This is a genomic window from Pseudomonas sp. MYb60 (assembly GCF_002979555.1).
Classification (GTDB): domain Bacteria; phylum Pseudomonadota; class Gammaproteobacteria; order Pseudomonadales; family Pseudomonadaceae; genus Aquipseudomonas.
On the sequence record NZ_PCOZ01000005.1, the window covers coordinates 284,200 to 304,804 of the forward strand.

16 protein-coding genes and 4 tRNA genes are annotated in these 20,605 nt (G+C 60.1%); 9 read left to right on the forward strand and 11 right to left on the reverse strand.

The features are described 5' to 3' along the window. Window positions 1-69: 69 nt before the first annotated feature. From clpX to CQ041_RS11155, 7 genes are all read right to left on the reverse strand, one after another. Entirely contained in the window at window positions 70-1,353 is a 1,284-nt protein-coding gene (gene clpX, locus CQ041_RS11125; RefSeq protein WP_105522687.1) for an ATP-dependent Clp protease ATP-binding subunit ClpX, read from the reverse strand. Window positions 1,354-1,464: 111 nt separating this feature from the next. Then, the gene (gene clpP, locus CQ041_RS11130) at window positions 1,465-2,100 is read right to left on the reverse strand and encodes an ATP-dependent Clp endopeptidase proteolytic subunit ClpP (RefSeq protein WP_105522686.1); all 636 of its coding nucleotides are present in this window, start codon (window positions 2,098-2,100) and stop codon (window positions 1,465-1,467) included. A 91-nt stretch (window positions 2,101-2,191) separates the two neighbouring features. Continuing rightward, entirely contained in the window at window positions 2,192-3,502 is a 1,311-nt protein-coding gene (tig, locus tag CQ041_RS11135) for a trigger factor (RefSeq protein ID WP_105522685.1), read from the reverse strand. A 400-nt stretch (window positions 3,503-3,902) separates the two neighbouring features. Continuing rightward, window positions 3,903-3,978 (reverse strand) — tRNA-His (locus tag CQ041_RS11140). A gap of 79 nt (window positions 3,979-4,057) precedes the next feature. Continuing rightward, window positions 4,058-4,142: transfer RNA gene (locus tag CQ041_RS11145), tRNA-Leu, on the reverse strand. Between the two features lie 57 nt (window positions 4,143-4,199). After that, window positions 4,200-4,275 (reverse strand) — tRNA-His (locus tag CQ041_RS11150). A gap of 34 nt (window positions 4,276-4,309) precedes the next feature. Then, window positions 4,310-4,386, reverse strand: a tRNA-Arg gene (locus tag CQ041_RS11155). A gap of 279 nt (window positions 4,387-4,665) precedes the next feature. On the opposite strand from CQ041_RS11155, the gene folD reads away from it, so the two are divergent. Together folD and pbpG are read left to right on the forward strand one after the other, a co-directional pair. Continuing rightward, on the forward strand, window positions 4,666-5,520 hold the full coding sequence (folD, locus tag CQ041_RS11160) for a bifunctional methylenetetrahydrofolate dehydrogenase/methenyltetrahydrofolate cyclohydrolase FolD (RefSeq protein WP_105522684.1): 855 nt from the start codon (window positions 4,666-4,668) through the stop codon (window positions 5,518-5,520). Window positions 5,521-5,727: 207 nt separating this feature from the next. Continuing rightward, window positions 5,728-6,651, forward strand: coding sequence for a D-alanyl-D-alanine endopeptidase (gene pbpG / locus CQ041_RS11165; protein WP_105522926.1), 924 nt, complete (start codon window positions 5,728-5,730; stop codon window positions 6,649-6,651). A 54-nt stretch (window positions 6,652-6,705) separates the two neighbouring features. Here pbpG and CQ041_RS11170 read toward each other — a convergent pair whose 3' ends face one another. After that, window positions 6,706-7,368 carry a C39 family peptidase gene (locus CQ041_RS11170; protein ID WP_105522683.1) on the reverse strand — a complete coding sequence of 221 codons (663 nt, stop codon included), beginning with the start codon at window positions 7,366-7,368 and terminating at the stop codon, window positions 6,706-6,708. Window positions 7,369-7,578: 210 nt separating this feature from the next. On the opposite strand from CQ041_RS11170, the gene CQ041_RS26395 reads away from it, so the two are divergent. Next, window positions 7,579-7,731: a hypothetical protein gene (locus CQ041_RS26395; protein ID WP_163006956.1), complete on the forward strand. Its 153-nt coding sequence runs from the start codon at window positions 7,579-7,581 to the stop codon at window positions 7,729-7,731. Here the strand turns inward: CQ041_RS26395 and CQ041_RS11175 are convergent. Next, on the reverse strand, window positions 7,728-8,138 hold the full coding sequence (locus CQ041_RS11175) for a hypothetical protein (RefSeq protein WP_105522682.1): 411 nt from the start codon (window positions 8,136-8,138) through the stop codon (window positions 7,728-7,730). The genes CQ041_RS26395 and CQ041_RS11175 overlap by 4 nt on opposite strands. A gap of 197 nt (window positions 8,139-8,335) precedes the next feature. Between CQ041_RS11175 and CQ041_RS11180 the strand changes: the two genes are divergently transcribed. The 5 genes from CQ041_RS11180 to CQ041_RS11200 all read left to right on the forward strand — a co-directional run bounded on the left by CQ041_RS11180 (window position 8,336) and on the right by CQ041_RS11200 (window position 15,521). After that, a complete protein-coding gene (locus CQ041_RS11180) occupies window positions 8,336-11,557 on the forward strand; it encodes an efflux RND transporter permease subunit (RefSeq protein WP_105522681.1) in 3,222 nt (1,073 codons plus the stop codon). Continuing rightward, on the forward strand, window positions 11,547-12,716 hold the full coding sequence (locus CQ041_RS11185; protein ID WP_105522680.1) for an efflux RND transporter periplasmic adaptor subunit: 1,170 nt from the start codon (window positions 11,547-11,549) through the stop codon (window positions 12,714-12,716). Before CQ041_RS11180 ends, CQ041_RS11185 begins: the two co-directional genes overlap by 11 nt. Beyond that, window positions 12,700-14,118: an efflux transporter outer membrane subunit gene (locus CQ041_RS11190; protein WP_105522679.1), complete on the forward strand. Its 1,419-nt coding sequence runs from the start codon at window positions 12,700-12,702 to the stop codon at window positions 14,116-14,118. The genes CQ041_RS11185 and CQ041_RS11190 overlap by 17 nt, the downstream gene beginning before the upstream one ends. Before the next feature lie 215 nt (window positions 14,119-14,333). Continuing rightward, window positions 14,334-14,792: a transposase gene (locus CQ041_RS11195; protein WP_105522925.1), complete on the forward strand. Its 459-nt coding sequence runs from the start codon at window positions 14,334-14,336 to the stop codon at window positions 14,790-14,792. 270 nt (window positions 14,793-15,062) lie between these two features. After that, a complete protein-coding gene (locus tag CQ041_RS11200) occupies window positions 15,063-15,521 on the forward strand; it encodes a transposase (protein ID WP_105522924.1) in 459 nt (152 codons plus the stop codon). 218 nt (window positions 15,522-15,739) lie between these two features. Here the strand turns inward: CQ041_RS11200 and CQ041_RS11205 are convergent, their stop codons facing one another. Both CQ041_RS11205 and CQ041_RS11210 read right to left on the reverse strand, forming a co-directional pair. Then, window positions 15,740-17,023, reverse strand: coding sequence for a Zn-dependent hydrolase (locus CQ041_RS11205; protein WP_105522678.1), 1,284 nt, complete (start codon window positions 17,021-17,023; stop codon window positions 15,740-15,742). Window positions 17,024-17,080: 57 nt separating this feature from the next. Continuing rightward, window positions 17,081-18,568, reverse strand: coding sequence for an NCS1 family nucleobase:cation symporter-1 (locus tag CQ041_RS11210; protein ID WP_105522677.1), 1,488 nt, complete (start codon window positions 18,566-18,568; stop codon window positions 17,081-17,083). Between the two features lie 591 nt (window positions 18,569-19,159). Between CQ041_RS11210 and hydA the strand changes: the two genes are divergently transcribed. Then, a complete protein-coding gene (hydA, locus tag CQ041_RS11215) occupies window positions 19,160-20,599 on the forward strand; it encodes a dihydropyrimidinase (protein ID WP_105522676.1) in 1,440 nt (479 codons plus the stop codon). Window positions 20,600-20,605: the final 6 nt, after the last annotated feature.

Here is a 20,605-nt window from a genome sequence, read left to right on the forward strand (position 1 = left end):
CAACAAAAAACGCCCAAAAAACAAAGGGGCCCCTGAAGGCCCCTTGTCTGTACCGAAACTGCCCGGCGCTTACGCGTCTGGCGCAGCCTTGGCAGTCGGCTCACTGTTTTCGTAGATATACAGTGGCTTGGACTTGCCTTCTATGACGCTTTCGTCGATCACCACTTTACTCACCTCGGACTGCGAGGGGATTTCGTACATGGTGTCGAGCAATACACCTTCGAGAATCGAACGCAGGCCCCGTGCACCGGTCTTGCGCTCCAGTGCCCGCTTGGCCACGGCCTTGAGGGCATCGGTACGGAACTCGAGGTCCACACCTTCCATCTCGAACAGCTTGCCGTATTGCTTGGTCAGGGCGTTCTTCGGCTCGGTGAGGATCTGGATCAACGCAGCCTCATCCAACTCGTCCAGGGTCGCGAGGACCGGCAGACGACCGACGAACTCCGGGATCAGACCGAACTTGACCAGATCGTCAGGCTCGACTTCACGCAGGGACTCGCCCACCTTCTTGCCTTCTTCCTTGCTGCGCACTTCTGCACCAAAGCCGATGCCACCGCGGGTGGAACGCTGCTGGATAACCTTCTCCAGACCCGAGAATGCACCGCCACAGATGAACAGGATGTTGCGCGTATCAACCTGAAGGAATTCCTGCTGCGGATGCTTGCGGCCACCTTGCGGCGGAACGGAAGCGACCGTGCCTTCGATCAGTTTCAACAGGGCTTGCTGCACGCCTTCACCGGAAACGTCCCGGGTGATCGACGGGTTGTCGGACTTGCGCGAGATCTTGTCGATTTCGTCGATGTAGACAATACCCATCTGGGCCTTCTCTACGTCGTAGTCGCACTTCTGCAGCAGCTTCTGAATGATGTTCTCGACGTCTTCACCCACGTAGCCAGCCTCGGTGAGGGTGGTTGCGTCGGCGATAGTGAACGGCACGTTCAACAGGCGAGCAAGGGTTTCCGCAAGCAGGGTTTTACCCGAGCCTGTAGGACCGATCAGCAAGATGTTGCTCTTGCCGAGCTCGACTTCGTCGCCTTTCTTGTCACGCTGGTTCAAGCGCTTGTAGTGGTTGTACACCGCTACGGCCAGAACCTTCTTTGCACGCTCTTGACCGATGACGTACTGGTCAAGGATGCCGCTGATTTCTTTAGGCGAAGGCAATTTATGCGCGCTGCTCTCGGCCTGGGCTTCCTGCACCTCCTCGCGGATGATGTCATTGCACAGGTCGACGCACTCGTCGCAGATAAACACCGAGGGGCCGGCAATCAACTTGCGCACTTCATGCTGGCTTTTGCCACAGAAGGAGCAATAGAGCAGCTTGCCGTTGTCCTCGCCGTTGCGGGTGTCAGTCATTCGTTCGATCCAAATCCGATAGGCTTGCAACACAAGATGAAGGCTTATGCGGGCTTTTTCAAGCCCGCCAGTGGTCGGACATGCCGACCAGCCCTATTTTGAGCGGCTTAATTAAGCTGGGCGACGGTCAATCACTTTGTCGATCAGGCCATAGGCTTGCGCGGCTTCGGCACTCATGAAGTTGTCGCGATTGGTGTCGCGCTCGATTTCTTCCAGGGTGCGCCCGCTGTGCTTGGCCATCAGCGAGTTGAGACGCTCACGAATAAACAGGATTTCCTTGGCGTGGATTTCGATATCCGAAGCCTGGCCCTGGAAACCGCCCAATGGCTGGTGAATCATCACACGGGAGTTCGGCAGGCAGAAACGCTTGCCCTCGGCACCTGCGGTCAGCAGGAACGCGCCCATGCTGCACGCCTGGCCGATGCAGGTGGTCGAGACGTTCGGCTTGATGAACTGCATGGTGTCGTAGATCGACATGCCAGCAGTGACCGAACCGCCCGGGGAGTTGATGTACAGATGGATGTCCTTGTCCGGGTTTTCCGCTTCAAGGAACAGCAGTTGCGCACAGATCAGGTTGGCCATGTAGTCCTCTACCGGACCAACCAGAAAGATCACTCGCTCCTTGAGCAGGCGCGAGTAGATGTCGTAGGCGCGTTCGCCACGAGCGGACTGCTCGACAACCATCGGGACCAGGCCGCCTGCGGCCTGGATATCAGAGTTCTGCTGAATATAGGAATTACGGAACATGCTCTGCAGTTACTCCCAAATAGTCATGTCTTGAAAACGCATAAGCCAGCGCGAGGCTGGCTTATGGTTGTATTTCCAACGAGTTGGACAATCAGTCGGCTTGTGCTGTTTCCGCCGGTTTGACTGCTTCTTCGTAAGAGACCGCTTTATCGGTCACCTTAGCCTTCTGCAGAACAGTATCCACAACTTGTTCTTCCAGCACAACCGAACGCACTTCGTTCAGCTGCTGATCGTTCTTGTAGTACCAAGCCACGACCTGCTCAGGCTCTTGGTAGGCCGAAGCCATTTCCTGGATCATTTCGCGAACGCGGTCTTCGTCAGGCTTGAGGTCGAACTGCTTGACCACTTCACCAACGATCAGGCCCAGCACAACGCGGCGCTTGGCTTGTTCTTCGAACAGCTCGGCCGGCAGCTGGTCAGGCTTGATGTTGCCACCAAACTGCTGAACGGCTTGTACGCGCAGGCGGTCCACTTCGTTGGACAGCAGTGCCTTAGGCACTTCGATCGGGTTGGCAGCCAGCAGACCGTCCATGACCTGGTTCTTGACCTTGGACTTGATGGCCTGACGCAGCTCCCGCTCCATGTTCTTGCGAACTTCGGTGCGGAAACCTTCCAGGGTCGCTTCCTTGATACCGAACTGGGCGAAGAACTCTTCGTTCAGCTCTGGCAGCTTAGGCTCGGAAACGCTGTTGACGGTCACGGTGAACTCGGCGGCTTTGCCAGCCAGGTCCAGGTTCTGGTAGTCAGCAGGGAAAGTCAGGTTCAGAACGCGCTCTTCGCCGGCTTTTGCGCCAACCAGGCCGTCTTCGAAGCCAGGGATCATGCGGTTGGAACCCAGCACCAGCTGGGTGCCCTTGGCGGAGCCGCCAGCGAATACTTCGCCGTCAACCTTGCCAACGAAATCGATGTTCAATTGGTCTTCGTTCTGAGCGGCACGCTCGGTCACTTCAAAACGAGTGTTCTGCTTGCGCAGGATTTCCAGCATGTTGTCCAGGTCCGAATCAGCTACTTCGGCGCTCAGACGCTCGATTTCGATACCTTCGAAACCGGCCACTTCAAATTCAGGGAACACTTCGAACGTAGCTACGTATTCCAGGTCCTTGCCAACTTCCAGGGACTTGGGCTCGATGGAAGGCGAGCCAGCCGGGTTCAGCTTATGCTCAACAACGGCTTCGTAGAAAGAAGCCTGGATCACGTCACCGACAGCTTCCTGGCGCGCATCAGCACCAAAACGACGCTTGATTTCGCTCATTGGCACTTTGCCTGGACGGAAACCAGCGATCTTGGCCTTCTGGGCAGTCTGCTGCAGACGCTTGTTGACCGCAGTCTCAATACGCTCTGCCGGCACGGTAATGCTCAGGCGGCGCTCGATAGCAGTAGTATTTTCAACAGAAACTTGCATGGATATTCCTCGTTGCACAGACGTTAGCCGGCCATTTCCGACCCCAATCAAGGGCATGCATTCTAGAGGGTCAAACTCAAGAAGTCACCCTGCTGCAAATACGCCCGGAAACAGCCGGCAATTTATCGGCACGAAGGCACTGAAGCACCTCGCCCCGCTGACAAATACATCCCATCACGCCAAGGCTCTGCGCCGCCCCTTCTATATATAGAAGGGGTCGCCATTCAGCTCCCTGACGCCCGCCCCTGCAAGCAGGACCGGCAGGCGGCGCAGCATCATCGAGACACAAAAATTCGATGAAGCGCCCTGCCCTTGCGACCCATTGGCTGCAGCCGCTGAAAATCTGAACCGCTAAAACCAAAAAAGGCGCCAGACTGTTAAATCTGGCGCCTTTCGAATATGGGGTGGACGAAGGGGATCGAACCCTCGACAACGGGAGTCACAATCCCGTGCTCTACCAACTGAGCTACGCCCACCATATTGCATTAACAAAGAACTCAAACATCTTCTTTGTTGAACCTCACCTTACCTGACGGTAGGGCGACGCCTTGAAATTGGTGCGGATGAAGAGACTCGAACTCTTACGCCTCGCGGCGCTGGAACCTAAATCCAGTGTGTCTACCAATTCCACCACATCCGCGCTTGAAGCTCTTAAAGCAAAGGCGCCAGACGATTAATCTGGCGCCTTTTCAGAATATGGGGTGGACGAAGGGGATCGAACCCTCGACAACGGGAGTCACAATCCCGTGCTCTACCAACTGAGCTACGCCCACCATATAGCGCTACTTGTGCCAAAGCTGCCTTAAATGGCGCACCCGGCAGGACTCGAACCTGCGACCATCCGCTTAGAAGGCGGATGCTCTATCCAGCTGAGCTACGGGCGCCTGATTAATCTGTACTCTTGGAGGATTACAAACTAAGTGCTTCCAGCCATGCAGAACAACCATCTATTCTGCTCGACCTTCTTAACCAGTGCTAGGCTGTGCCCGACAAGTGCGACGAATAGTATAGACGCCCTCGAAACCCGTCAAATCTTTTTTGCAAAAAATTCATTTTATTTAAGGGGTTAGGGCAATTTGCAGACCAAGCGCCTTTGCCCTCACGGCGTGGCGTGCGAGAATGCGTGCACTTTTCTTCCCCCTCTCGATGGTTAATCACGCGTAATGACTGCACAACTTATCGACGGCAAATCAATCGCCGCCAGCCTGCGCCAGCAGATCGCCAAACGAGTCACCGAGCGCAGCCAGCAAGGCCTGCGCACGCCTGGCCTCGCGGTGATTCTGGTCGGCAGCGATCCTGCCTCTCAGGTTTATGTCTCGCACAAGCGTAAAGACTGTGAAGAGGTCGGCTTTATTTCCAAGGCCTACGACTTGCCTTCCGAGACCACCCAACAGGCCCTCACCGACCTGATCGACGGCCTCAACGACGACCCGGCCATCGACGGTATCCTCCTGCAACTGCCGTTGCCCGAGCATCTGGACGCCTCCAAATTGCTGGAGCGCATCCGCCCGGACAAAGACGTCGACGGTTTCCACCCTTATAACGTCGGCCGTCTGGCCCAGCGTATCCCGCTGCTGCGCCCATGCACGCCGAAAGGCATCATGACCCTGCTGGAAAGCACCGGTATCGACCTGTACGGCCTTGATGCCGTGGTTGTCGGCGCGTCCAACATCGTCGGTCGCCCGATGGCCATGGAACTGCTGCTGGCCGGCTGCACCGTGACCGTGACCCACCGTTTCACCAAGGACCTCGCCGGCCACGTCGGCCGCGCGGACCTGGTGGTAGTGGCCGCCGGCAAGCCAGGCCTGGTCAAGGGCGAGTGGATCAAGGAAGGCGCCATCGTCATTGACGTGGGCATCAACCGCCAGGAGGACGGCAAGCTGGTGGGCGACGTTGTCTACGAGACCGCCCTGCCCCGCGCCGGCTGGATCACCCCGGTACCGGGCGGCGTAGGCCCGATGACACGCGCCTGCCTGCTGGAAAATACCCTGTACGCCGCCGAAACATTGCACGCGTAATAACCAGGCGTACTGAAAAAGCCCTGCCTTAGCGCAGGGCTTTTTATTGCCCGAAATAAATCAGGTTTTTCTTAGTTTTTAAGCACTTTCGTCTGGTTCCAGAAGAACATTCGACAGTTTCTAATCCATACTCCTAAAATGTAACGGCATTTGTATCAAAGCCCGTTGCACAACGGTATTTCCTTACTTTTTAGCGAGTTCATCCGCGTGAAAATTCGTCTCTCTATTGTCAGCCTGTTTTTTGCGTTCACAGGCACCTTCGCGCACGCTGCCGAAACCACCCTGGCCCCGCGTGACGTCTCCAAGCTGCAAATCGCCTCTGGCAGCGCCATGCTGGTAGACCTGCAAACCAACAAAGTCATTTATGCCAGCAACCCCGATGTGGTGGTGCCCATTGCTTCGGTGAGCAAACTGATGACCGGCCTGATCGTGCTGGACGCCAAGCAGAACATGGACGAATACATCGACATCAACATCAAGGACACGCCCGAAATGAAAGGCGTGTTCTCCCGGGTGAAAATCGGCAGCGAGATGCCGCGCAAAGAGATGCTGCTGATCGCGCTGATGTCCTCGGAAAACCGCGCAGCCGCCAGCCTGGCTCATCACTATCCAGGCGGCTACCCGGCATTCATTGCGGCGATGAACGCCAAGGCCAAGGCGCTGGGCATGACCAGTACCCACTACGTAGAGCCAACCGGCCTGTCGATCCATAACGTGTCCACTGCCCGCGACCTGAGCAAGCTGCTGGCGGCTGCGCGTCATTACCCGATGCTCAGCCAACTGAGCACCACCAAGGAAAAGACTGTGTCGTTCCGCAAGCCCAACTACACCTTGGGCTTCTCCAACACCGACCACTTGATCAACCGCGCCAATTGGGACATCAAGCTGACCAAGACCGGTTTCACCAACCAGGCTGGCCACTGCCTGGTGCTGGTGACGAGCATGGGTAACCGCCCAGTGTCGCTGGTGATCCTGGACGCATTCGGCAAATTCACGCACTTCGCCGACGCCAGTCGCATCCGCAGCTGGGTCGAGACCGGCAAGAGCGGTTCGGTGCCGGATGTGGCGCTGCGCTACAAGGCCGACAAGAACTTGAAGAACCGCCCGAATGCGGCAGAAGTACGCCGCTGAAAAAATGTGGGCGCGGGCTTGCCCGCTCCCACATAGGATTGGCGGCGCGCTGATTTACTTTGTTTCTGCCAGTACCTTGAGCGCCTGCGCCGCCGCCCGCTCCTGCCCGGCCTGGGCCGTCGCGTTAGCCGAGTCCCGCCAACGCTGTGCGTTCACATTCGCCGGCAACTGGCTCGGCCGCTGGGTCAGGATCGCCCAGTGCCCCGCCTTCTCCCACTTCGACTCAAAATCGCTGAAGCTCATCAGCAACCGGCGGTTCATGCCCGAACGCAGCAACACGGTGCTTTTCTGCTGATTGAACCCCACGACCACCACATAATGCGCCTCAGACAGCATCCCGCCGCCGATCCGCGCCATCACCGGATAGCCCGCCGCCACTTGTGCCAGCACCGCAGTCAGCTTGGTATCCAGCGGATACACCATCAGCCCGTACTCCCGGGCCAGCACCTGCATGTTGCGCTCCAGGTTCGCCTCACCGCCCGGCAAATGCAGTGGCTTATCCAACAAGCCCGGTGTCATGACAATGCCTTGTTGCGACAGCATGCTGGCTAACGCTGTAGGACCGCTCTGATAGGCCTCGCTGCGAAAGGTCGGCACGCCGTTGAGTTCGACGCGTTCCGGCAGGCCCGCCAGTCTCGACGGGGTGGAGGAGCACGCCGCAAGGCCCAGGGCACACGCGAGAAACAGGGATGTTTTCAGGTTCGACCGTAACCGCAATTTTCTACTCTCTTGATCAACTGCCGGTAAGGGCCCTGATCATAGGACGCTCTGCCACGCGGGTATAGCCTGCAGGCTTAGTAAAGGTCGCGGATAGAGCAAAGAAGTTGGACAGACACGACCATTGGTCAATAGCAGGCAACCGCTAGATAGCTAGACTGTCCATTGAGAAGAGTGTGTGTGCCCCGTGCGGGGCGATAGGAGGCCCGAATGAGCCTTGCAACGACGATTTTAATGTTGGTCTGCGGTTGGCTGGCGGTGGCCGGCGCCATGTTGTGGGGGGTGCTGCGCATTACTCGCCGGCACCACCCCCCACAGGTCAAACCCGCCAAGCCCCATAAGGCTGCGGTGCATCACGCCTAGCCTGGCAGGCAATCGAAGTCCTGCGTGGCCGCCACTTCCTTGCCGTGGCCATCCCTCAGGGATGCGCGCACGGTGCTGCCCAGGCTGGATTCCACCAGCGTGTAGTGCTCACCCGCCTTGAAGTGCTTGTATTCGACGCGGCCCTGGCAATCCTCCTGGTTTTCGTCGCCGGGCTCCTCCTCGAACAGGGTCACGTCCAAACGATGATTCCCTGGTGTCACCTCAAAAAAGCGGCCGTCGTCCACACGCTTGCCATCCACGCGCTCGGCCATCAGGTCATTCGGCGCGTCTTCCTTCAAGCCAATCCAAGCCTCGCTCGGGTCCGCCTTGGGCATGGGGCCGGCGCACGCCGACAACAACAGCACAGCACCAAGGGCGGGAATCAACAACAGGGGTTTAAGTGACATGGCAGGGCTCCAGAGGCGGGACGAAGGCGTCCGATGGCGACAAGCTTGAGCAGGCGCCCCGCGCAGAACAAATGAATCCCAGTGAAACGATCTTCAGCCCTTACCTAAATCTTCCTTCACTTGGCTGAAAGGTGCGTGTTAGGTGGGTCGGGCAAGACTGCCGGGGTTTGCAATCCTGCTCCCCCGGAGGTTCACGCATGCTCGGGCTGGTAAAGACCGCACTGCAAAAGCCATACACGTTTATCGTGTTGGCCCTATTCATCTGCATCATCGGGCCGATGGCGGCCCTGCGAACCCCCACCGACGTATTCCCCGACATCGGCATCCCCGTGGTGGCCGTGGTCTGGCAGTACAACGGCCTATCGCCGGACGCCATGGCCGGCCGGGTGATCTACACCTATGAGCGCTCCCTGAGCACCACCGTCAACGACATCGAACACATCGAATCCCAATCGTTGCCGGGCATGGGTATCGTCAAGATCTTCTTCCAGCCCGGCGTCGACATTCGAACCGCCAACGCCCAGGTCACGGCCGTTTCACAGACCGTACTCAAGCAAATGCCACCGGGCATCACGCCACCGCTGATCCTCAACTACAGCGCGTCAACCGTGCCGATCCTGCAGATGGCGTTTTCCAGCCCGAGCCTCTCGGAGGCGAGGATCCGCGATCTGGTGCAGAACAACATTCGCCTGCCCCTGAGCGCCCTGCCCGGCCTGGCCATGCCCACGCCCATGGGTGGCAAGCAGCGCCAGATTACCTTGGATCTAGACCCGCAAGCGCTGGCCGCCAAGGGCCTCTCCGCGCAGGACGTCGGCAACGCGCTGGCCCTGCAAAACCAGATCATCCCGGTAGGCACCGCCAAGCTGGGGCCCAACGAATACACGATCCTGCTCAACAACAGCCCCAAGGCCATCGATGAGCTCAACGACTTGCCGATCAAGACCGTCGACGGCGCGCTGATCACCATCGGCCAGGTCGCCCACGTCCGGGACGGTTCGCCACCGCAGACCAATATCGTGCGCGTCGACGGCCACCGCGCCGTGCTGATGCCGGCGCTGAAAAACGGCAGCATCTCCACCCTGTCGATCATCGACGGCATCCGCCAGATGCTGCCGCGCATCAATGAAACGCTGCCGCCGTCGCTGAAGACCTCATTGCTGGGGGACGCCTCGGTGTTCGTCAAGCAATCGGTGGGCAGCGTCGCCCAGGAAGGCATCATTGCCGCGCTGCTGACCAGTGCGATGATCCTGCTGTTCCTCGGCAGTTGGCGCTCCACGCTGATCATTGCCGCCTCGATTCCCTTGGCAGTGCTGTCGGCCATTGCGCTGCTTGCAGTCAGCGGCCAAACCCTCAACGTCATGACCCTGGGCGGGCTCGCGCTGGCGGTGGGAATTTTGGTGGACGACGCCACGGTGACCATCGAAAACATCAACTGGCACCTTGAGCAGGGCAAGTCGGTCAAGGCCGCGATCCTCGACGGCGCCGCGCAGATCGTCGGCCCGGCGTTCGTTTCGCTGCTGTGTATCTGCATCGTGTTCGTCCCCATGTTCCTGCTGCAAGGCATCGCCGGCTACCTGTTCCGGCCGATGGCCCTGGCGGTGATCTTCGCCATGGCCAGCTCTTTCGTGCTTTCGCGTACCCTGGTGCCGACCCTGGCGATGTTCCTGCTCAAGCCACACACGCCAGAGCCCGGCGTGGGGCATCACCCGGAAGATGACTTCATCAATCATCACGAGGGCGAGCACCATCAGAAACAGCGCAATGCGGTGCTGCAAGGGGTAGTGAATTTCCAGCAGGGTTTCGAGCGGCATTTCTCGACTGTCCGCGACGCCTATCACGGCCTGCTGACGTTGGCGCTGGGCAACCGCAAGCGCTTCATCATCGGTTTCCTCGCCTGCGTGCTGGCCTCGTTCCTGCTGCTGCCAAGCCTCGGCGAGGACTTCTTCCCCGCCACCGACGCCGGTGCCCTGGCCCTGCATGTACGCTTGCCATTGGGCACGCGCATTGAGGAAAGCGCTGCCGCCTTTGACCGCATCGAAGCGCGGATTCGCGAAGTGATTCCGGCCGAAGAACTGGACACTATCGTCGACAATATCGGCATCCCGCTCAGCGGCATCGACATGGCCTACAGCAGCAGCGGCACCATCGGCCCGCAGGATGGCGACATCCAGGTCACCCTGAAAAAGGACCATGCACCGACTGCCGACTATGTGAAAAAACTGCGTGAAGCGTTGCCACAAAATTTTCCCGGCAGCCATTTCGCATTTCTGCCGGCGGACATCAGCAGCCAGATCCTCAACTTCGGCGCTCCGGCCCCGCTGGACGTGAAAATCTCCGGGCGCAACGACGAGGAAAACCGAGCCTACGCGGTGGAGCTCGAACGTCGCCTGCAACACGTGCCGGGAATTGCCGACCTGCGTATCCAGCAGTCCACCGGCTACCCGTCGCTGCAAGTGAATGTCGACCGCCTGCGCGCCAATGGCCTGGGCATCACCGAGCGCGACGTCACCAGCAGCATGGTTGCCTCCCTGGCCGGCAGCTCGCAGACGGCGCCAACGTTCTGGCTCAACCCAGCCAACGGCGTGTCCTACTCCATCGTTGCAGCGACGCCGCAATACCGTCTCGACAGCCTGCCGTCACTGGAAGCCTTGCCGGTGACCGGCGCCAACGGCCAGTCGCAGATCCTCGGCGGCGTAGCGACTATCTCCCGCGTGCAGAGCCCGGCGGTGGTGACTCACTACAACATTCAGCCGACCCTGGACCTCTACGCCAACGTGCAGGGCCGCGACCTCGGTGGCGTGGCCCGCGACGTGCAAAAAGTACTGGATGACACCGCGTCGATGCGCCCCAAAGGCGCGACCATCAGCCTGCACGGGCAGATCGATGCGTTGCACGAAGCCTTCAGCGGATTGAGCTACGGCCTGCTCGGTGCGGTGGTGCTGATCTACCTGCTGATCGTGGTCAACTTCCAGTCCTGGGTCGACCCGTTCGTGATCATCACCGCGTTGCCGGCGGCGCTGGCGGGCATCGTCTGGATGCTGTTCCTCAGCGGTACCTCGCTGTCGGTGCCGGCGCTGACCGGTGCGATCCTGTGCATGGGCGTGGCCACTGCCAACTCGATCCTGGTGGTGAGCTTCTGCCGCGAACGCCTGGCCGAACATGGCGATGCGCTCAAGGCCGCGCTGGAAGCCGGTTACACGCGCTTTCGCCCCGTGTGCATGACCGCCCTGGCGATGATCATCGGCATGTTGCCGCTGGCCCTGTCCGCAGAACAGAACGCCCCGTTGGGTCGGGCGGTGATTGGCGGCCTGATCTTCGCCACCCTGGCCACCCTCATATTTGTCCCCGTGGTCTTCAGCCTGGTCCACGGTCGCCAGCCTATTCGCGCAGTTGCAGGAGAAACCCCACATGTCGTCTGATCAAAAACCCTCGCGCAAACGCCTGATGCTCATGGGGATGGGCGGCCTGACGTTGGCTGCCCTGCTGGTCGCCAGCGGCCTGCACGCCCGTACTTTGCATGAACGAGCCGTCACGGCCTGGACCGAGACCGCCGCCATTCCCCAGGTAAGGGTGTTTCAGCCCCAGCAAAATGCTGTCGGCGACACCCTGCGCTTGCCCGCGCACCTGGAAGCCTGGAGCAACGCGGCGATCCACGCGCGAGTGAGCGGCTACTTGAAAGACTGGAAAGCCGATATCGGCGCGCAGGTCAAAGCCGGGCAGGCCCTGGCCGAAATCGACAGCCCGGACCTGGACCAGCAACTGGCGCAAACCCACGCCCGACAGGTGCAGGAACAGGCCAATGCGCGCCTGGCCGAGACCACGGCCACGCGCTGGCAGAACCTGCTGGCCAGCCATTCCGTGTCGCGCCAGGAGGCCGATGAAAAAACCTCCAACGCCGCCGCTGCCAAGGCCAACGCCGAGGCCGCTGCTGCCGACTATGCGCGGCTGTCGGCGCTGGAAAGCTACAAGACCCTTCGCGCGCCGTTCGCCGGTACCATCACCGCACGCAACACCGATATCGGCCAGTTGATCAAGGCCGACACCGACAGCGATCCTGAATTGTTCAGCATCGCCGACACCCACCAGCTGCGCCTGTATGTGCCGGTGCCACAGAACTACGCGGCCGTCATCCACCCCGGCCTCGACGCCGAATTGACGGTGCCCGAGCATCCCGGCGAGCACTTCAAGGCGCGTCTGATCGGCGACTCCACGGCCATCGACCGCCGCTCCGGCACCCTGCTGGCGCAGTTTGTCGCCGACAACCCCAAAGGCGAGTTGATGCCCGGTGATTACGCAGAAGCCACCTTCGCGATTCCGGCTGATACTCACGGTGTGAGTATTCCGGCCAGCGCGTTGATCTTCCGTGCGCAGGGCACCCAGGTCGCGGTGCTCGATGGGGGCAACCATGTGCACCTGCAGCGCATCCACATTGGCTTGGACCTGGGCGAACGGTTAGTGATCGACCAGGGCTTGAAGGCCGCTGACCGCGTGATCGACAACCCGCCCGATGCCCTGCGTGAAGGTGATTCGGTGCAACTGGCCGATGTTTCCGGAGGTGCCCATGCGCCCAAGGCTTAAACCTATCGCCGCGTTGCTGTTGCTGGCGTTGCAGGGTTGTTCGATGGCACCCACCTACAAGGTGCCCACGGTTGACCTGCCCGCCGGTTATCGCGAGCAGACCCGCGACGGCCCCTGGCACAGCGCGCAACCGTCCGACGCATTGGCGTCCGACTGGTGGACGCTCTACCGGGACGCGCGCCTGAGCGCGCTGCAACAGCAACTGCTCCAGGCCAACCCTGACCTGGCGGCGGCACTGGCCCACTTCGACGCGTCCCAGGCGTATGCCAGCCAACTGCACGCCGGGTTGTTCCCGCACATCAGCGCCAGCGCGCAGACGCTGCGCCAGCGCCAATCAGACTCACGGCCGCTGCGCGGGAACACGCAGCCGTCGATCTATAACAGCAACAGCGCAGGGTTTTCGCTGAGCTACGACCTGGACCTGTGGGGCAAGATCCGCAACCAGGTCGCCGCCGGCGATGCCCAGGTGCAAGCATCCGCCGATGATTTGGCGGTGGCGCGGCTGAGCCTGCAACATCAATTGGCGACCTTGTATGTGCAGCTCAACGGGCTGGACGCGCAGGCGCGGATTCTAAGCCGATCGCTGGAGGATTTCGGCCAGGCGCTGCAACTGACCCGCAGCCGCTACGAAGGCCAGATTGCTTCAGAGCTGGACCTGACCCGCGCGCAAAACCAGCTCGCAGAAGCCAAGGCGCAATGGGATGAAGTCCGCGGTCAACGCAACCTCACGGAACATGCTATCGGTGAGCTGGTGGGCGTTGCGGCCAGTGATTTTTCATTGCCACCGAGCCAGCAGCTGATCTCGTTGCCGGTGATTCCCGCGCAGCTGCCAAGCCACTTGCTGCAACGGCGCCCGGATATCGCGGCGGCAGAGCGACGGGTATTTGCCGCCAATGCCAGTATCGGCGTGGCCAAGGCCGCGTGGTACCCCGATTTCAGCTTGACCGGCTTGATGGGCGGGCAGACCCAAGGGGTCGGCAACTTGCTGACGGCGAGCAATCGCTATTGGGCGCTGGGGCCGTTGGTCAACTTGCCGATCTTCGACGGCGGACGCCTGAGTGCCAATGAGCGTCAGGCCAAGGCCGAATTCGACCAAGCCTCGGCGCAGTACCGCAGCCAGGTGCTGAACGCCATCCGCGAAGTCGAAGACAACCTGGGGCAACTGCGGGATTTGCAGCAGCAAGCCCAGGATGAGCAAGCGGCGGCGGATGCCGCGCAACACACCCAGGCGCTGGCGATGAACAGCTATCAGGCGGGGGCGGTGAGTTACCTGGATGTGGTGACTGCGCAAACAGCAACACTGCAGGCACAGAGAACGTTGCAAGCGGTGCAGACCCGGCAATTGCAGGCCAGCGTGGGACTGGTCACAGCGCTGGGAGGCGGCTGGCAACCAGGTACTTAGCTGTAACCTGTGGGACTGACACACCGCTATCGGGGGCAGGCCCCCTCCCACACTGAATCTGCGCCAGACATACATTGTATGAACACCGCAAATCCAAGGTGGGAGGGGGCTTGCCCCCGATGGCGCCCGCCCAGACACATCCTGCCAAACGCCTGCCCATCGAACTCGTACTCCTCAATCTAGCCTCTCAAAACACACCTCGAGAGGGCCAGGGAATGGCAGATCTACCTGCGTCACACCGCCTGCGCATCGGACGCTTCAGCGAGCCCAACCGCAGATGTCTCATCACCACTACTACTCACGAGCGCACGCCCATCTTTAAAGACTTTTACCTCGCTCGGCTGGTGGTCTGGCAGTTTCGACTGGCTCAGTATCAGGGGCTGGCGAACTCGCTGGCCTGGGTGGTCATGCCGGATCATTTTCATTGGATTATTGAGCTGAAAAGGGGCTCCCTGGCGGACCTCATGCGGCACGTGAAATCCAAGAGTACACGCAACGTAAACGGCGCAAGTGGACGCAAGGGAAGGTTATGGCAAGAAGGTTTTCACGAGCGTGCACTGCGTAAGGAAGATGACTTGGTCAAGATGGCCCGCTATGTGGTGGCCAATCCATTGCGTGCGGGACTGGTGAAGCGGATGGGCGATTACCCGCTATGGGATGCCATCTGGATATAACGTGTTACACCGTTCAAATGAGGCAGGGTGCTTGCTCTCGATTGTGGTGTATCAGTTACGCACACATCAACTGGCCCGCCGCTATCGGGGGCAGGCCCCCTCCCACACTGAATCTGCGCCAGACATACATTGTATGAACACCGCAAATGCACTGTGGGAGGGGGCTTGCCCCCGATGGCGCCCGCCCAGACACATCCTGCCAAACGCCTGCCCATCGAACTCGTACTCTTCAATCTAGCCTCTCAAAACACACCTCGAGAGGGCCAGGGAATGGCAGATCTACCTGCGTCACACCGCCTGCGCATCGGACGCTTCAGCGAGCCCAACCGCATCTATCTCATCACCACTACTACTCACGAGCGCACGCCCATCTTTAAAGACTTCTACCTCGCTCGGCTGGTGGTCTGGCAGTTTCGACTGGCTCAGTATCAAGGGCTGGCGAACTCGCTGGCCTGGGTGGTCATGCCGGATCATTTTCATTGGATTATTGAGCTGAAAAGGGGCTCCCTGGCGGACCTCATGCGGCACGTGAAATCCAAGAGTACACGCAACGTAAACGGCGCAAGTGGACGCAAGGGAAGGTTATGGCAAGAAGGTTTTCACGACCGTGCACTGCGCAAGGAAGATGACTTAGTCAAGATGGCCCGCTATGTGGTGGCCAATCCACTGCGTGCGGGACTGGTGAAGCGGATGGGCGATTACCCGCTATGGGATGCCATCTGGATATAACGTGTTACACCGTTCAAATGAGGCAGGGTGCTTGCTCTCGATTGTGGTGTGTCAGTTACGCATACATCAACTGGCCCGCCGCTATCGGGGGCAAGCCCCCTCCCACACTGAATCTGCGCCAGACATACATTGTATGAACACCGCAAATCCACTGTGGGAGGGGGCTTGCCCCCGATGGCGGTGTGTCAGTTCATTCAGGGTTGGCTGACACACTGCTTTCAGGCAGCGAGTTTGCCGCTGGCGATGGCGGCTGAGGCGGCCACCATTGCCCTGAGCAACACCGCACACCCCGCCGCCAGGTCATCCGGCGCGGCGTTCTCGATTTCGTTGTGGCTGATACCACCTTCACACGGCACAAAGATCATCCCCGCCGGGCCAAGCTCAGCGACGAAGATCGCGTCGTGCCCTGCCCCGCTGACGATGTCCATGTTCGACAAGCCCAACCCGTTTGCCGCATCGCGCACGGCATCTACGCAGCCTTTATCGAAGTACAACGGCGGGAAGTCTGCCGTGGGTTCCATCTCAAAACTCAAGCCGTGCTTGGCACAGGTCTCGTCGATCACCTTGCGCACCTGGGCAATCATCGAGTCCAACCGCGCCGGTTCCAGGTGACGAAAATCCAGGGTCATGCGCACTTCGCCCGGGATCACATTGCGCGAACCGGGATACGCCTGCAGGCAACCCACCGTGCCACAGGCATGGGGCTGATGCCCCAGCGCCGCCGCATTCACTGCGGCAACAACGGCCGCTGCACCCACTAACGCATCCTTGCGCAGATGCATCGGCGTCGGACCCGCATGCGCCTCAACGCCGCGAAGTTTCAGGTCAAACCACTTTTGCCCCAAGGCGCCGAGCACCACGCCGATGGTCTTTTTCTCGTCTTCCAGAATCGGCCCCTGTTCGATATGCGCTTCGAAATACGCACCGACCTTGTGCCCGCTTTCCGCACGCGTGCCGGCATAACCGATCGCGTTCAGGGCTTCCTCGACGGAGATGCCCTCCGCATCCACCTTGGCCAGGGTATCGGCCAGCGTGAACTTCTCGGCAAACACCCCCGAACCCATCATGCACGGTGGAAAGCGCGAGCCTTCTTCGTTGGTCCACACCACCACTTCCAGCGGTGCTTCGGTTTCCACCTTGAGGTCGTTGAGGGTACGCAGCACTTCCACGCCGGCCAGCACACCGAAGCAGCCGTCGAACTTGCCACCGGTGGGCTGGGTGTCGATGTGGCTGCCGGTCATCACTGGCGGCAGGTTGGGATTACGCCCCGCACGGCGGGCGAAGATGTTGCCGATGCCATCGACGGTCACCGTACAGCCGGCCTCTTCACACCACTGCACGAACAGGTCGCGGGCCTTGCGGTCCAGGTCGGTGAGGGCCAGGCGACATACGCCGCCCTTGGGGGTGGCGCCGAGCCGGGCAAGGTCCATGAGGGACTGCCACAAACGGTCGCGGTTGATGTGCTGATGGGTGGATTGCAGAACGTCGAGGGCAGCGTTCATGGGGATCTCCTCAGGCTACATTTTTATGCGTTGACTCAATCAACGGTTGGATTGGGTTTACAACGAGGATTTGGCGGTAACAGGGCTGATCCCGCGCTTGGCGTTAAGGCCGTAGTACAACAACCCGCCCAGCGCCGACCCGGTAAACCAGCCATAGCTGTAGAACCAGCTGAACGCATCGCTGCCCAGGGACAGCAGGGTCAGCGCAACCGGCACGCCGAACGCGATAAAACCACTCCAGTTCCACGCCGGGTACACGTCGTCGCGGTACAGGCCGGCCAGGTCCAGACGCTGTTTGCGGGTGATGAAGTAGTCCACCACCATGATCCCGGCAATCGGCCCCAGCAGGCTCGAATAACCCAACAGCCAGTTGGAATACACCGTCTCCAGGCTCACATCGGAAACAATCAGCCCGAGCTTCTTCAACAGCTCGTGGCCCATCAGCGCGAGCCCCACCAACCCGGTGAGGATCACCGCCGTGGTGCGGTTGATGAGCTTCGGTGCGATGTTCTGGAAGTCGTTGGTGGGCGAGACAATGTTCGCCGCCGTATTGGTGGACAGCGTCGCGATGATGATCAGCGCCATCGCAATGGCCACCCACACCGGGCTCTGGATATGACCGATCAACGTCACCGGGTCGGAGACGCTTACGCCCACCAGTTTCACCGACGCAGCGGTCATGATCACGCCGAGGGCGGCGAACAGGAACATGGTCAACGGCAGGCCGAAAATCTGCCCCAATATCTGGTCCTTCTGGCTTTTGGCGTAGCGGCTGAAGTCAGGAATGTTCAGCGACAACGTCGCCCAGAACCCCACCATCGCCGTCAGGCCCGCCATGAAGTAACCCGTCAGGTTCGCACCCTCGGGGCGTTTGGGCGGGATCGCCATCAACTCGCTGATGGACACATTGGGCATGGCCCACACCAGCAGGCCAATCCCGACCGCCACCAGCAACGGCGCCGACAGGGTTTCCAGCAACTTGATCGACTCGGCCCCGCGCAGCACCACCCACAGGTTGAGCACCCAGAAGATCATGAAGCCGATCACTTCACCGGTACCGCCAAGGGACTTCCAGCCCTCGAACACCGAGCCCAGGAACAGGTGAATCGCCAGCCCGCCAAACATCGTCTGGATACCAAACCAGCCGCACGCAACCAGCGCCCGGATCAAACAGGGCACGTTGGAGCCCAGGATGCCGAACGACGAACGCAACAGCACGGGAAACGGAATGCCGTACTTGGTCCCCGGAAAGGCGTTGAGGGTCAGCGGGATCAGCACCACGATATTGGCCAGCAGGATCGCCATCAGCGCCTCCCCCACCGACAACCCGAAGTACGCGGTCAGCACCCCGCCCAGCGTGTAGGTGGGCACGCAGATCGACATGCCGACCCACAGCGCAGTGATGTGCCACTTGTTCCAGGTTCGTTCGTGCACCTTGGTCGGTGCCATGTCGTGGTTGTAGCGCGGGCTGTCGAGGACGTCGGGACCGGCGTCGAGTTCGTACAGGCCGTTGCGCTCTATGACTTGCGATCTGTTCTGTTGCATGGCCGCTCCACGGTTTTTTCGAATTATTGTTGCTCATCCAGTGCATTGCGCCGGATGGCCGGAGTACCTCGTGAACAACATGACATCACGGGCCCGACCAGCCGCCAGTGCACTCAATAATCGTGCCGACCACTGCCCCTGAACCCGCACCGCTTATATAACTGGCTGATGTTAATCAGCTTTCCGATTGGACCTGTGCAAGTTCCCACACGGCTCAGGCTAAACCGCATGAAAGTTGCCCGAACTGTCAGGACTCAATCTGGTGCACCACAATTATTTTTATTTACCGGCCTCGTCAAGTGGCACGTTACAACCGTCTGATTTGCAATAGGAAATGTCGCTCAAATCACGAACCTGTCAAGTGCGTCAAAAGGGTGAGAGGCCGCTTCATTTTGGTGACTATTGATTTTTATCGTTTAAAAACAATAGGTTAAACGAGATATAAGCTTATGAAAAATAGGCTTGCTCAATTGAAAAACTCGGGCTAGTTTCTATTCCTGTCACCAATGACAGGAATTAACCGATCATTGGTAAGCAGCATGACAACACTTAGAACTGGCACAAGCCGGTCAAGCCTGTGAGGAACTCGACATGTCGCTGTTGATCCGTGGCGCCACCGTTATTACCCATGATGAAAGTTACCGCGCCGATGTTTTATGTGCGGGCGGTCTGATTCGCGCCATTGGCACGACTCTGGATATTCCCGCCGGTACTGAAATACTCGATGGCAGTGGCCAGTACCTGATGCCCGGCGGCATCGATCCCCATACCCATATGCAATTGCCCTTCATGGGCACCGTGGCCAGTGAAGACTTTTTCAGCGGCACGGCAGCGGGCCTGGCAGGGGGCACCACGTCGATCATCGACTTCGTGATTCCCAACCCGCAGCAATCCCTGCTGGAAGCCTTTCACCAGTGGCGCGGCTGGGCGGAAAAGTCCGCCGCCGACTACGGCTTTCACGTGGCAATCACCTGGTGGAGCGAACAGGTCCGCGAGGAAATGGCCGAATTGGTCAGCCACCACGGCATCAACAGCTTCAAGCACTTCATGGCCTACAAGAACGCGATCATGGCGGCCGACGACACCCTGGTCGCCAGCTTCGAGCGCTGCCTCGAGCTGGGCGCAGTGCCCACCGTGCATGCGGAAAACGGCGAGCTGGTGTATCACCTGCAACGCAAGCTGATGGCCCAGGGCATCACCGGGCCGGAAGCGCACCCCTTGTCGCGGCCGTCCCAGGTCGAAGGCGAAGCGGCCAGCCGGGCGATCCGCATCGCCGAGACCATCGGCACACCGCTGTACCTGGTGCACGTCTCCACCCAGGAGGCGCTCGACGAAATCACCTACGCCCGTGCCAAGGGCCAGCCGGTGTACGGCGAAGTCCTCGCCGGCCACCTGCTGCTGGACGACAGCGTCTACCAGCACCCCGACTGGCAAACCGCCGCCGGCTACGTGATGAGCCCGCCATTCCGCCCGCGCGGTCACCAGGACGCGCTGTGGCGCGGCCTGCAATCGGGCAACCTGCACACCACCGCCACCGACCACTGCTGTTTCTGCGCCGAGCAAAAAGCCGCCGGCCGTGACGACTTCAGCAAGATCCCCAACGGCACCGCCGGTATCGAAGACCGCATGGCGCTGCTGTGGGATGAAGGGGTCAACACCGGGCGCCTGTCGATGCAGGAGTTTGTCGCGCTGACGTCCACCAACACCGCGAAGATCTTCAACCTCTACCCACGCAAAGGCGCGATCCGCGTCGGCGCCGATGCCGACCTGGTGCTGTGGGATCCCCAGGGTACACGGACCATTTCCGCCAAGACCCACCACCAGCAAGTCGACTTCAACATCTTCGAAGGCAAGACCGTACGCGGCGTGCCGAGCCACACCATCAGCCAGGGCAAGCTGGTCTGGGCCGATGGCGACCTGCGCGCCGAACGCGGTGCCGGACGGTACGTGGAACGGCCTGCCTATCCGCCGGTGTTCGAGCAGTTGAGCAAGCGGGCTGAGTATTCCAGGCCCACTGCCGTAAAGCGCTGAAACCGC

Coding starts and splice junctions, on each gene's coding strand:
- clpX (WP_105522687.1), bottom strand. CDS start 1,353: ATGACTGACACCCGCAACGGCGAGGACAACGGCAAGCTGCTCTATTGC.
- clpP (WP_105522686.1), bottom strand. CDS start 2,100: ATGTTCCGTAATTCCTATATTCAGCAGAACTCTGATATCCAGGCCGCA.
- tig (WP_105522685.1), bottom strand. CDS start 3,502: ATGCAAGTTTCTGTTGAAAATACTACTGCTATCGAGCGCCGCCTGAGC.
- folD (WP_105522684.1), top strand. CDS start 4,666: ATGACTGCACAACTTATCGACGGCAAATCAATCGCCGCCAGCCTGCGC.
- CQ041_RS26395 (WP_163006956.1), top strand. CDS start 7,579: ATGAGCCTTGCAACGACGATTTTAATGTTGGTCTGCGGTTGGCTGGCG.
- CQ041_RS11175 (WP_105522682.1), bottom strand. CDS start 8,138: ATGTCACTTAAACCCCTGTTGTTGATTCCCGCCCTTGGTGCTGTGCTG.
- CQ041_RS11180 (WP_105522681.1), top strand. CDS start 8,336: ATGCTCGGGCTGGTAAAGACCGCACTGCAAAAGCCATACACGTTTATC.
- CQ041_RS11185 (WP_105522680.1), top strand. CDS start 11,547: ATGTCGTCTGATCAAAAACCCTCGCGCAAACGCCTGATGCTCATGGGG.
- CQ041_RS11190 (WP_105522679.1), top strand. CDS start 12,700: ATGCGCCCAAGGCTTAAACCTATCGCCGCGTTGCTGTTGCTGGCGTTG.
- CQ041_RS11195 (WP_105522925.1), top strand. CDS start 14,334: ATGGCAGATCTACCTGCGTCACACCGCCTGCGCATCGGACGCTTCAGC.
- CQ041_RS11200 (WP_105522924.1), top strand. CDS start 15,063: ATGGCAGATCTACCTGCGTCACACCGCCTGCGCATCGGACGCTTCAGC.
- CQ041_RS11205 (WP_105522678.1), bottom strand. CDS start 17,023: ATGAACGCTGCCCTCGACGTTCTGCAATCCACCCATCAGCACATCAAC.
- CQ041_RS11210 (WP_105522677.1), bottom strand. CDS start 18,568: ATGCAACAGAACAGATCGCAAGTCATAGAGCGCAACGGCCTGTACGAA.
- hydA (WP_105522676.1), top strand. CDS start 19,160: ATGTCGCTGTTGATCCGTGGCGCCACCGTTATTACCCATGATGAAAGT.